The organism is Pseudoalteromonas sp. ATL1, assembly GCF_058933015.1.
The window spans coordinates 1,215,136-1,228,220 of record NZ_JBZYXL010000001.1 but is presented as its reverse complement, the minus strand read 5'-3'; the positions used below and the strand labels follow the sequence as shown (position 1 = coordinate 1,228,220).

The 13,085-nt window shown below is 44.0% G+C and carries 11 protein-coding genes; 10 read left to right on the top strand and 1 reads right to left on the bottom strand.

All coding sequences use genetic code 11. The annotated features are described in order from the left end of the window. The first annotated feature begins 268 nt into the window (after window positions 1-268). The 9 genes from dusB to serA all read left to right on the top strand — a co-directional run bounded on the left by dusB (window position 269) and on the right by serA (window position 8,869). Window positions 269-1,240, top strand: a complete 972-nt coding sequence (gene dusB, locus AC5FX4_RS05450; RefSeq protein WP_493605459.1) for a tRNA dihydrouridine synthase DusB — start codon at window positions 269-271, stop codon at window positions 1,238-1,240. Window positions 1,241-1,259: 19 nt separating this feature from the next. Beyond that, on the top strand, window positions 1,260-1,550 hold the full coding sequence (fis, locus tag AC5FX4_RS05445; protein WP_005491017.1) for a DNA-binding transcriptional regulator Fis: 291 nt from the start codon (window positions 1,260-1,262) through the stop codon (window positions 1,548-1,550). A gap of 222 nt (window positions 1,551-1,772) precedes the next feature. Beyond that, complete coding sequence (purH, locus tag AC5FX4_RS05440; protein WP_493605458.1) at window positions 1,773-3,359, top strand: bifunctional phosphoribosylaminoimidazolecarboxamide formyltransferase/IMP cyclohydrolase; 1,587 nt, start codon at window positions 1,773-1,775, stop codon at window positions 3,357-3,359. A 98-nt stretch (window positions 3,360-3,457) separates the two neighbouring features. Further along, complete coding sequence (locus AC5FX4_RS05435) at window positions 3,458-4,297, top strand: class I SAM-dependent methyltransferase (RefSeq protein WP_493605457.1); 840 nt, start codon at window positions 3,458-3,460, stop codon at window positions 4,295-4,297. A 16-nt stretch (window positions 4,298-4,313) separates the two neighbouring features. After that, complete coding sequence (gene purD / locus AC5FX4_RS05430) at window positions 4,314-5,597, top strand: phosphoribosylamine--glycine ligase (RefSeq protein ID WP_493605456.1); 1,284 nt, start codon at window positions 4,314-4,316, stop codon at window positions 5,595-5,597. 134 nt (window positions 5,598-5,731) lie between these two features. Further along, window positions 5,732-6,274, top strand: a complete 543-nt coding sequence (locus AC5FX4_RS05425) for a hypothetical protein (protein WP_493605455.1) — start codon at window positions 5,732-5,734, stop codon at window positions 6,272-6,274. 12 nt (window positions 6,275-6,286) lie between these two features. Next, on the top strand, window positions 6,287-6,895 hold the full coding sequence (locus tag AC5FX4_RS05420) for a 5-formyltetrahydrofolate cyclo-ligase (RefSeq protein WP_493605454.1): 609 nt from the start codon (window positions 6,287-6,289) through the stop codon (window positions 6,893-6,895). Between the two features lie 78 nt (window positions 6,896-6,973). Then, the gene (gene rpiA, locus AC5FX4_RS05415; RefSeq protein WP_493607777.1) at window positions 6,974-7,627 is read left to right on the top strand and encodes a ribose-5-phosphate isomerase RpiA; all 654 of its coding nucleotides are present in this window, start codon (window positions 6,974-6,976) and stop codon (window positions 7,625-7,627) included. A gap of 12 nt (window positions 7,628-7,639) precedes the next feature. Continuing rightward, on the top strand, window positions 7,640-8,869 hold the full coding sequence (gene serA, locus AC5FX4_RS05410; protein WP_493605453.1) for a phosphoglycerate dehydrogenase: 1,230 nt from the start codon (window positions 7,640-7,642) through the stop codon (window positions 8,867-8,869). 122 nt (window positions 8,870-8,991) lie between these two features. Here the strand turns inward: serA and radA are convergent, their stop codons facing one another. Next, window positions 8,992-10,362, bottom strand: a complete 1,371-nt coding sequence (gene radA, locus AC5FX4_RS05405; protein WP_493605452.1) for a DNA repair protein RadA — start codon at window positions 10,360-10,362, stop codon at window positions 8,992-8,994. A gap of 206 nt (window positions 10,363-10,568) precedes the next feature. Between radA and AC5FX4_RS05400 the strand changes: the two genes are divergently transcribed. After that, window positions 10,569-13,067 carry a PilZ domain-containing protein gene (locus tag AC5FX4_RS05400; protein ID WP_493605451.1) on the top strand — a complete coding sequence of 833 codons (2,499 nt, stop codon included), beginning with the start codon at window positions 10,569-10,571 and terminating at the stop codon, window positions 13,065-13,067. Window positions 13,068-13,085 lie beyond the last annotated feature (18 nt).

Here is a 13,085-nt window from a genome sequence, read left to right as displayed (position 1 = left end):
CACACATCTCAGTTAGTAACTTGTAACAGCTAAAGCCTGTGTTTAACAGGCTTTACTGTTTTTTCACAGCCTTATTCTCGTATCAAAAATAACCGACCAACTCGTAATTTGATTAAAAACCAAGCAAATAAACCAGCGACTCAAAATGTTATAAAAAGTCAACCCAGAAAGTTCAAAAAAAAAGCAATAATGTTCAATTTATAGCCTTTGATTTTTGCAAAAAAAACCGTAAACTTAGCGCCCCTTGAAAAGAGGCAATTGAACTACTGTGCGTATTGGTCCATACCAACTTGAAAACAACATTATTGTCGCGCCAATGGCGGGCATAACCGATAGACCTTTTCGACAACTCTGTCGTCGTTTGGGTGCAGGCTTAGCCGTATCGGAAATGATGTCGTCGAATCCGAAAGTATGGAAAACAGATAAATCGATGAACCGAATGGATCATAGTGGTGAATCTGGAATTCGTTCAGTGCAAATAGCTGGAGCTGATCCTGAATTGATGGCTCAAGCGGCACAGTTCAATGTAGCAAATGGGGCGCAGATCATAGATATCAATATGGGCTGCCCTGCAAAGAAAGTGAACAAAAAACTGGCAGGCTCTGCTTTGTTGCAGTATCCACAGTTAGTGGAACAGATAGTTCAAGCTGTCGTGAATGCGGTTGAAGTACCTGTAACACTCAAGATACGCACCGGTTGGGATACAGACAACCGCAACGGCGTAGAGATTGCCAAAATAGCTGAACGTAATGGCATCGCCTCACTGGCAGTGCATGGTCGTACTCGAGCATGTATGTATAAAGGTGAAGCGGAGTACGCCACTATTAGGGATATTAAACGTTCAGTATCAATTCCTGTGGTTGCGAATGGTGATATTACATCACCAGAAAAAGCGAAGCAGGTACTGGATTATACGGGCGCAGATGCCATCATGATTGGTCGAGCCGCCCAAGGTCGCCCCTGGATATTCAGGGAAATAGACCACTTTTTGCGAACTGGAAAACATCTACCCGCCCCAGCCGTGTCTGAGGTACGTAGTATTTTGATGGAGCACTTAGTTAACCTCCATCAGTTTTACGGTGAGCCAATGGGAGCGCGCATCGCACGCAAGCATGTGTCTTGGTATTTGCAAACCCATGACCAAGCAGGTCAGTTTAGGCGAGTATTTAATGCTCTTGAGACGCCAGATGAGCAGATCGAGGCATTGGAACAATACTTTAAAACACTAGCAGCTAACTAAGAAAGAAAGAGACATAATGATGTTCGAACAAAATGTGACTTCTCCATTTATCACTAACGCTCATGTTCAGTCACAAGAGAAACCGCAACCTTTACGCGATGCAGTAAAAAAAGCTGTTCATCACTATTTAAAGCAGCTTAACGGTCAAGATGTACAAGACGTTTACGATCTTGTTCTTTCAGAGCTAGAAGCACCGTTACTAGAAGAAGTAATGACTTACACTCGTGGTAACCAAACTCGTGCAGCGATCTTACTAGGTATCAACCGTGGTACTTTACGTAAAAAGCTTAAAAAATACGGCATGAACTAATCCCAATTAGTTTATTCTGTTAAAAAAGCACCTTCGGGTGCTTTTTTAGTTTCAGTCGCCGCTTCCCCCTTGCTCACCAAGGCTAACGTCTTGCTTGAAAAGTAAAATCACAAATTCTCAAGCGCTCAAGGCGGTTTATGATCGTTTTCTTACGGATTTTAGGCTAAAATAGCGCCCTTCTAAGCTAGCCCCTTAACTTATCTTGAGGAAACCTAAACCATCATGGATATACATCGTCCAATTCGTCGCGCACTTTTAAGTGTGTCAGATAAAACCGGTATCGTTGAATTTGCCCGCGCACTAAGCGCTCAAGGCGTAGAGCTACTTTCTACAGGCGGTACATTTAAGCTATTAACGGAAAATGGCGTTGCCGCTACGGAAGTATCTGACTACACAGGTCACCCTGAGATCATGGATGGTCGCGTAAAAACCCTTCACCCCAAAGTTCATGGCGGTATTCTTGCTCGCCGTGGTCAGGATGAAGATGTAATGGCAGAAAACAATATCTCTGCGATTGATATGGTTGTGGTTAACTTATACCCCTTTGCACAAACTGTTGCAAAAGCTGACTGTAGCCTAGAAGACGCGATTGAAAACATCGATATTGGTGGTCCAACTATGGTGCGCGCAGCGGCTAAAAACCATAAAGACGTTACGATTGTTGTTAATGCCAGCGACTACGACCGTGTTATTGCTGAACTTAAAGAGAACAATGGTTCTACAACCTACAACACACGTTTTGACTTAGCGATTGCTGCTTATGAACACACTGCAGCGTACGATGGTATGATCGCCAACTACTTTGGTAAAATGGTGCCTGACTACACAGAAGAAGCCGCCGTTGAAACTAAGTTCCCGCGCACTATCAATATGCAATTTACTAAGAAGCAAGATATGCGTTACGGTGAAAACTCCCACCAAGATGCTGCTTTTTACGTTGAAAACGACTTACAAGAAGCGTCGGTTGCTACGGCAAAACAATTGCAAGGTAAAGCGCTATCGTTTAACAACATCGCAGACACTGACGCAGCGCTTGAGTGCGTAAAAGAATTCGACGCGCCTGCCTGTGTGATTGTAAAACATGCCAACCCTTGTGGTGTTGCCGTAGACGAAAACATTCTTGCAGCCTATGACCGCGCCTTCAAAACCGATCCTACTTCAGCGTTTGGCGGCATTATTGCCTTTAACCGCGAGTTAGACGGTGACACGGCAGAAGCTATTGTGTCTCGCCAATTTGTTGAAGTGATCATTGCGCCAAGCGTCTCTGAAGAAGCCGCACAAATTGTTGCAGCAAAGAAAAATGTCCGCCTTTTAGAGTGTGGTCAGTGGAACAACAAAACCACGCAAGCAGACATTAAACGCGTTAATGGTGGCATTCTAGTACAAGACCGCGATCAAGGTATGGTGACATTAGCCGACTTAACTGTGGTTTCTAAGCGTCAACCGACCGAACAAGAGCTCAAAGACCTACTGTTCTGCTGGAAAGTCGCCAAATTTGTTAAATCAAATGCGATTGTTTACGCACGCGATGGCATGACCATTGGTGTCGGTGCAGGCCAAATGAGCCGCGTATACTCAGCTAAAATCGCCGGCATTAAAGCCGCTGATGAGAACTTAGAAGTTAAAGGTTCAGTCATGGCATCTGACGCTTTCTTCCCATTCCGTGACGGCATTGATGCCGCTGCAGAAGCAGGCATTACTGCTGTTATCCAGCCAGGCGGTTCAATGCGCGATGAGGAAGTCATCGCCGCTGCTAACGAAGCGGGTATGGCAATGGTGTTTACCGGTATGCGCCATTTCCGTCACTAAATCTCATAGCGCGAACCGTTTAACGTTTCGCGCTTTTTGTTTGTGCTAGTTTCAAGTATTCTGCTTAAAACACAATCACAAAAGTGAAGGAACAGAAAATGAAATTTGGTTTAAAAACACTACTTGCTGCAACCATTGTCACCGCAATTTCTGGCTGTAATGCGACAAACGACACCACTGCATCAGTAAAAAGTTCATCCGCACTTGTGTCTGCGACACAAAGTGGCGAACGCTCTGAAGCAAACCGTGCTCGTGATCAATATCGCAATCCAGTAGAAACACTAGAGTTCTTTGGCTTAGAAGACGGTATGACCGTAGTAGAAATTGCCCCTGGTGGCGGTTGGTACACGGAAGTATTAGCACCGGCACTAAAAGGCCATGGTACTTATTATGCGGCACACTTTCCTGCTGACTCAGAAATTGGTTACTACCAACGTTCTTTAGCTGGCTTTAAAGAGAAAGTGGCGAACGATACACGTTTCAGCGAAGTAAAAATTACCGAATTTGCACCTGTGACTCACAATGATATAGCGCCTGCTAGCAGTGCAGATATGGTGCTCACTTTTCGCAATGTGCACAATTGGTACATGCAAAAAGATCATCAAGGTGTGCTAAGTGCTTTTAAAGCTTTTAATAAAGCGCTTAAACCGGGCGGCATTTTAGGTGTAGTTGAACACCGCTTGCCGGAAAACAGAGAAGATGCAGATCAAAAACGCTCAGGTTATATGAAGCAAAGCTATGTGATTGAAGTAGCTAAACAAGCAGGTTTTGAATTAGTGGCACAAAGCGATATTAACGCCAACCCAAAAGATACAGCTGATCACCCTAAAGGTGTGTGGACACTACCACCGCGTTTAGCGCTAGGTGACGAGCAAGCTGACAAATACAAAGCTATTGGGGAAAGCGATCGCATGACTCTAAAATTTAAAAAGCTTTAAATAGGAACCAAACGCCATGAATGTACTAGTCATTGGCAGTGGCGGCCGTGAACACGCACTTGCGTTCAAAGCCGCTCAAAACCCATCGGTAAAAACAGTATTCGTAGCACCAGGTAATGCTGGTACGGCTCTAGAGCCAAAACTAAGCAACGTTGCCATTGGCGTTGAAGATATTGAAGCCCTTGTTGCTTTCGCAAAAGACAACAAAGTTGAACTGACTATTGTTGGCCCTGAAGCGCCACTGGTCATTGGCGTTGTTGACCGTTTCCGTGAGGAAGGGTTAGCTATTTTTGGCCCAACAGCCGCAGCAGCACAACTGGAAGGGTCGAAGTCATTTACTAAAGACTTTTTAGCTCGCCACAACATTCCAACGGCTGAGTACCAAACTTTTGAACAAGTCGAGCCCGCATTGGCATACTTGAAAGAACAAGGTGCGCCGATTGTTGTAAAAGCAGATGGATTAGCAGCAGGAAAAGGCGTGATCGTTGCCATGACTGAAGCTGAAGCCGAAGAAGCTATCCGCGATATGCTGGCAGGCAACGCCTTTGGTGAAGCGGGTAGCCGAGTGGTTATCGAGGAATTCCTTGAAGGTGAAGAAGCCTCTTTCATCGTGATGGTTGACGGTAAAAATGTGCTGCCATTTGCCACAAGCCAAGATCACAAGCGTGCATACAATGGCGATGAAGGTCCAAACACAGGCGGTATGGGTGCATACTCACCGGCTCCTGTGGTGACTCCACAGATCCATCAACGTATTATGGATGAAGTGATCAACCCGACGGTTGAAGGCATGGCGAGCGAAGGCAACCCATATACTGGATTTTTATACGCTGGACTGATGATCACCGCCGATGGTACGCCAAAAGTCATTGAGTATAACTGTCGTTTTGGTGATCCTGAAACACAGCCTATCATGTTACGCTTGCAATCAGACTTAGTTGAATTAATTGAAGCGGCAAATCGAGAAGAGCTTGATAAATTTGATATCAAATTCGACCCTCGTGCAGCTGTTGGCGTGGTACTCGCCGCTAAAGGTTATCCAGGCAATTACCCGAAAGGCGATGTGATCACCGGCTTACAAGTAAGCTACCCTGAAGGGGAAAAGGTGTTCCATGCTGGGACTAAACAAGACGGTGAAGATGTTGTGACAGCCGGTGGTCGCGTACTGTGTGCAACTGCATTAGGCCATTCGGTGACTGAAGCGCAAAAGCGTGCTTACTCACTGGTCAAAGACATTCACTGGGAAGGCGTTGAGTATCGTACAGATATTGCTTATCGCGCCATAGCCAGAGAGCAATAACAATTTATACTCTGCTAGGCCAGCATTCGCTGGCCTTATTTCCTTCGCATTAATCTCAAACCCCTCATAACACATTCGCAACATATAAAAATTTCGGTATACTCAAAGCATTAGCAGTGTTTAAGGAAGGCATCATGTCGCAAACGTACCGCGTTGCATTTGTATCAGTTGAAGAAAGTACCTCAACAGAGCAAGCCGTTAAAAGATTAATGGCAAAGTTAAATATTACGGCACAAAAAGCAGATGCATTCTTAGCTGGTAAACCTTTATTTGCACCCGCAGACAAAACCAAGTGTATGAAGCAGGCTAAACTGCTCGCCAGTCTGGGCATAAAGTCGAAATTAATTTCTATCGAAAGCAACAACGCCAGTTCAGCGCAAAGTCAGCGTGATGAACGCATTTTTGAAGCGCTAGACTACATCACCAGCAGCTTGATCCGCATCGAAGAACGCCTAGAAGACCTAGAACAACGCTTACCCGAGATTGAAATACAAACCAATGACGATCCCGAACAATCTTGGCAAGAAGATGAGTTTCTGGAAGATTACGATTTGGATATTGAACCCAATAAACAACCACCCACACGGAAGTTACTGTATATACTTGCCAGTGTGTTGGTGGTACTGCTTGTTGTACTTGCGGTCGCTATCATGTATCCGCAATGGTTTAACATGTAAGCGTGAATACTCATGACAATAACGAACGAAACTCCAACACTTTCTCGTGCAGAAATTCGAAAGAAAATAAGAAAAGCTAGAAATAACCTTAGTGAATTAGAACAAGAACAGGCCGCGAAAAAAATTAATATTAATTTTTTTCAACACAAAAAACCACCTAAAAACGCCCGAATTGGGCTCTATTTAAGTAATGATGGAGAACTTGACACTTTCAAACTAATTCAATCGCTTACATCAAAAAAACACCAAGTTTACCTCCCCGTAATTCACCCCTTCAATGGCACTACTTTGCTCTTTCAGAAATATGAAGAAAATTCACCCATGAAGCTTAATCGCTATGCTATCTTGGAACCACAGTTGAATTGCAGTCATATTTGTCCGCTTTACGAACTTGATTACCTGCTTATGCCACTAGTCGCGTTTGATGAACAAGGTAACCGGCTGGGTATGGGCGGCGGATACTATGATAAAACATTGGCAAGATACTACAAAGAAGCCATGTGCAAACCCGAGTTAATCGGCCTTGCCCATGATTGTCAGAAAGTAGAACAACTGCCAACTGAAGCTTGGGATGTACCTTTGCAGCAAATAATTACACCCAGCAAATTTTATCATTGGTAAGGCACAAACAAACTCATTTTAGATGCACAATTACGATATACTGGCGCTGTTCTTTTTGACAACACAGTGAATTACGTAATGACCCAAGATGAAATGAAAAAAGCGGCGGCATGGGCTGCTCTACAATACATAGAAAAAGACACCATTGTTGGTGTTGGTACAGGCTCTACCGTTAACCACTTTATTGATGCATTAGGCAGCATTAAAGAGCAAATAAAAGGCGCGGTATCCAGCTCTGAAGCGTCAACAGAAAAATTAAAAGCGCTTGGCATTGAAGTGTTTGAGCTAAACGATGTAGACGCGCTTGATGTGTACGTTGACGGCGCAGATGAAATCAACGCCAGCAACGATATGATCAAAGGCGGTGGCGCAGCATTAACCCGAGAAAAGATCGTGGCCGCTGTCGCTAAGAAATTTATTTGTATTGTAGACTCGAGTAAGCATGTTGAAACCTTGGGCGCATTTCCACTGCCAGTTGAAGTGATCCCGATGGCACGCAGTTATGTTGCGCGAGAGCTACTGAAGTTAGGTGGTGATCCAGTTTATCGCCAAGGTGTTGTGACAGATAACGGCAACGTGATTCTTGATGTACATGGTTTGCAAATACAGTCACCTAAAGAACTGGAACAAACAATTAATCAAATTGTTGGTGTTGTGACAAACGGGCTATTTGCCCAACGCGGCGCTGACATAGTTATTACTGGCACCGAGCAAGGGCCAAACATTAATTAACAGGAAAATGTCATGAGTAAGGTATCGTTAGCAAAAGATAAAATTAAGATCTTGCTACTGGAAGGTGTGCATCAAAGTGCTGTAGAAACGCTTAAGCGTAATGGCTACAGTAATATTGATTATGTCAAAACTTCCTTACCTGAAAGTGAGCTGCAAGAGCGTATTAAAGACGCCCACTTTGTGGGCATTCGTTCACGCACCCACCTGACTGAGTCTGTGCTTGATGCCGCTGAAAAGCTAGTTGCCATTGGTTGTTTTTGTATTGGTACTAACCAAGTCAATTTGCAAGCAGCCAAAGAGCGTGGTATCGCCGTATTTAATGCGCCGTTTTCTAACACGCGTTCTGTTGCTGAATTAGTGCTTGGCGAAATCCTTTTACTATTGCGTGGTATTCCACAGCGTAATGCCATGGCACACCGTGGTGAGTGGTTTAAGTCAGCCATCGGCTCTTATGAAGCGCGTGGTAAAACGCTGGGGATCATCGGTTACGGTCATATCGGTACTCAGCTCGGTATCATGGCTGAAAACATTGGTATGAAAGTGGAGTTTTACGATATTGAAGACAAACTCACTTTAGGTAATGCACAGCAGATCCAAAATATGACTCAGTTATTACAACGCGCTGATGTTGTGAGCTTGCATGTACCGGAAACCTCATCGACTAAAAATTTGATTGGCATGGCTGAGCTAGAGGTCATGAAGCAAGGTGCAATCCTAATCAATGCATCTCGTGGCACAGTCGTTGACATTGACGCATTGGCTGAGTCGCTTAGAGATAAAAAATTAGCTGGCGCCGCCATTGATGTATTCCCTGTTGAGCCAAAATCAAACGATGAAGAATTTGTTTCACCATTAAGAGAATTTGATAACGTCATTTTGACACCGCACGTTGGTGGTTCGACACAAGAAGCACAAGAAAATATTGGTATTGAAGTCGCGGGCAAAATCGCGAAATACTCTGATAATGGCTCAACGCTCAGTGCGGTCAACTTCCCTGAAGTTGCCTTACCAGAACTTGCCAATCGCAGTCGCTTACTACACGTACACCAAAACCGCCCTGGAGTGCTCACACAAATTAACCAAGCCTTTGCACAGCATGGTATTAACATCGCAGCACAGTATCTACAGACTGACGATACCATTGGTTATGTGGTTATTGATGTGGATAGCGACCACTCCGAAGTGGCATTAAAAGAATTGAGTGCCGTTGAAGGTACGATCCGCGCAAGGATCTTACACTGATCCTAATGCTATAGCTCAGATCTAAAAAGCCGCTTTATCGCGGCTTTTTATTTTGGACATTATCGCCTAGCTAGATATAGCAATGTAATAATGTAGATCCGCAGAGCACTATATTCTGCACGTTAGAAAAGTGCGTCAAGCGCCTCACTTAGGCTGTTCACCGCGATTACTTCCATGCCCTCTATCAACTCTTTCGGTTTATTGGCACTGGGCACAATCGCGCGCTTAAAGCCGTGCTTTGCAGCTTCTTTAAGTCGCTCTTGACCCGATGGCACGGGACGGATCTCTCCCCCTAACCCCACCTCTCCAAATACCACCAGCTGACGATCTAATGCATAATTTTTAAAGCTTGATACCAGCGCTACTATCAGTGCTAAATCGGCACTGGTCTCAGACACCTTTACGCCACCCACCACATTCACAAACACATCTTGATCCGCCACCTGTAAACCACCATGGCGATGCAATACCGCAAGTAACATAGCTAAACGATTTTGCTCTAAGCCTACCGTCACCCGCCGTGGATTAGCTAATTGCGAGTAATCCACTAAGGCCTGCACTTCAACCAATAATGGACGAGTGCCTTCCCAGATCACCATAACTAGCGATCCCGGCGTTTGCTCTTCCCCTCTATTTAAGAATATAGCTGAGGGGTTACTGACTTCTTTGAGGCCCTGCCCGGTCATGGCAAACACACCAAGCTCGTTTACCGCGCCAAATCGGTTCTTATTCCCGCGTAAAGTACGAAAACGACTATCGGAGCTGCCTTCTAGTAAAATAGAACAGTCAATACAGTGTTCGAGCACCTTTGGTCCGGCTAAAGTGCCATCTTTAGTCACGTGGCCGACCATAAAAATAGCAACCTGATTTTGTTTTGCAAAACGCGTCAAATAAGCCGCACTTTCACGCACTTGCGACACACTGCCCGGCGCGGATTGCACATCACTCATATGCATCACCTGAATTGAGTCGATGACCATAATGCTGGGCTTTTCTTGCAAAGCAAGCTGGCAAATCGTCTCGACATTGGTTTCCGCTAACGTTCTGAGTTTATCGGTTGGCAATCCTAAACGATGGGCACGCATTGCGACTTGTTGCAATGATTCTTCTCCGGTGACATACAAGGTATTCATGCTTTGCGCCAATAAACACATTGTTTGTAAAAGCACGGTGCTTTTACCCGCTCCCGGTGAGCCGCCAATCAAAATGGCACTGCCCGGCACGACACCGCCGCCAAGTACGCGGTCAAACTCTTTAAAACCCGTGCTAAAACGTGGCAAACTTTCTAAATTAACTTCGTCTAACGTTTGTACCTTCGCCTCGACCAAACCGGCATAACCAGCCATTGCAGAACTACGCGGTGGAGCTTTCACTGAAGGCACGCGAAATTCTGTTACTGTATTCCATGCTCGACACTCTGAACACTGCCCCTGCCATCTGGCAAATTCAGCGCCACAATCACTACATACGAAGGCTGTTTTCTTTTTTCCCATAAGTTGAGGCACACTTTTTGCTTGTAATAAAAGTTACTTAATCACTAGGTAATATGGCTGCCTTTTTAGCAGCCCTAGCACTTTAAGTTAACAGAATTGTTTAGATTAAATTAACTATGCTTTAATATTGTCATAGTTTTGACTTGATATAACTATAATAACGAATAAGCCCAACGGCTTGAATAGAGAAAAAACAATGGGTCATTATGCCTGAAGATAAGCTACAACAATATCAGCCTTTGATCAAAGAGCTTAAATCACAGCTAGGTTCGCCTGACTTTGATAAGTTTTTTGATCAAATGACTAAAGATATTTCCAAGCCAGATAGATTCTTGCTGAAAATGGAAATGTCTCGCTTATCACAACCTATTGCTCGCTTCATCGACTTGCGTGGTCAGGTCGCTGGTGACGTAAAACCTTATGAGTATGAAGGTAAACAACACTTTATGGACGATGTAGCCATTGAAGTGTTTGAAAGAGAAATTGCTCGTTATGGCAAATACACGCTCGCAGTATATGAAGAGGTAATGCAAACCGAAAATAACTATCGGGTTATGCAGAAAAAAGCACAAAGTGAAGAGACAATCACTGACGACATTGTGCCCGAATTGCCAAATCATGCAAAACTGGTGAGATTTGCTTCCTACGAAAGCCGCATTGAAGAGCGTATGAACTACTCAATCAAAATGTCGATTGAGTTAGATAAAGGACATACAGCCAGTGGCACGACTTCAGATATTTCCCTGAGCGGTGCAAAGATTAAAATCCCCGCAAACGAAAGAGTTCAACCGGGACAGCTAGTCATTGTTCGGTTAATTGGTCTGGAACAAGAGTTTGAGCTGGGTTTGAAAAATGGTATTCAGTACGAGGTAGTAGCCACTGAGCCTGTCGCAGGAAAAAACCAGCATGTACGCTTAAAAAGAACGTTTGTAGAGAACAGTAGCTCTTTTGATGAATTCTTAAATAGCTTTATCCATGGCAACAAACGCCGTTACAAGGTCAATCTGGATAACACCATGGATGCCATTGTTTGCAAAGGCTATGAGCAATATTATCAACCTCGTGTTTGTTCTCTATTCGTGTTTTTCTCACAAATTGGCGCTCATCTAATACCTAGACTGGCTTTGACCAATGAGAATAACGCCTTTATCAATTACTATTTTGAAGATGAAAGCAAAAACTCTTGTCTATACCAAGTGTTATCTCAAAGCCGCATAAATAACTTACTCGCACTTCCCAATGCAGTCAAAGAAGCGACCTTGTACTGCTTTACGCATATCAAAAGTGGCAAAATATATCATTACTCTGCATTTGATTTTGAACTCGCAAAACAATCAGAGTTACGCGCATTATTCATTGGCTACGGCGCGCAAAAAAATAGCTGGCGCACTTTTAAAGTTCAGCTCATGCCCAGCCATCATGAAGACGCGTTTATACCGCTTTCTTTACCTGCCAATGCCAGTAAAAACATAGAAAAGCTCAATAAGCGACCGACTCCGAGAGTGCAAGGGCTTATCCAAGATGTGAAATACTTGGTGCTTTTGACTGACATCACCACTAAGCACCAAACAGAAGCCTACGCGCAAACAAAATTCAACAAAGCGCTCGTTAACCAGCTAAAAGTTTTTGGCAAAGGCAAAGCAAGTTCCCCCCCAAAATTAGAAGTCATTTCACTAGAGTATGTGAACTTACGTGCGCACAAACGCTATTTATATAAAACAGGTGTGGTCATTCATGACGAGCATCAAAGCGAAGCACGTGGGCATACTTTAGATTTTTCTCAAATGGGATTACAGGTCGAATTAAGCGAACCTACCACCTTGAAAAAAGGGGATATTATTCATCTCAATTTGCCCGATCTACAAAAAATTACCAAGCAATATGAGTTGAAGCACTTACGCTACGAAGTGGTCGCGGTCAGCAAGGCAAAAACCATCATCAATTTGAAGGTCAGCAAACTAACAGACTTGCCGCAAGTGGCCAGTGAATTTTTCAAAGTGCTTATTGAAAGTAATAAAGACAAACTCACACCTTGTAAAGAGGCCCCCAGAATTCCGGGCCTTTCTACCGCACTTAGAAATATGGTGACGAAAAGTGTCTGCCAATTTCCGTTTTACTTGCACAAAGAAACCTCTTATTTTACGCTCGGTGCCGTGGGTATTGGCTTATATCCAACCCCCATCCACAAAGTGTTAATGTATTACCACCAAGGTAAAAAAGAGCAGCTTAATATTAAACCTCTCTTTCCAAGTGGTTTTGTTGAAAGCCATTTAACCGACGTGTTACGCAAGCATAGCCGCAACAGTAAACCACTCAAATACACCCTATTTGTGAGCTTTGATCCCAATGAAGCAAACCTGACATCTGCAATCAAAAGTTACTGTATTGAGCAGGGCGAATCCCATGAGTCATTACATTTGTTTTTGAAAAAAGCGGTGACCAAACAGATGTTGTTTGTCTTCCACTTACATGTTTCAAAAACAGGCCGCCCTGATACCGACTACTTAGCCAATGAACTGCGTTATGTCAGCCATTATGCCATGCATAAAGCCAAAGAGTTGGAAGAAGCGCTCTGGGCCGTCACAGGTGTATGTGACTTAATTGATATTACCGATGAGTACGTGCGTACCATGGACGTAGACAATAAATTGGTAACGGCCATGCGCCTACGTAAACAAAATTGGCTAAAAGATCTCATTAACTAAAAAAGAGCGCCATATGCG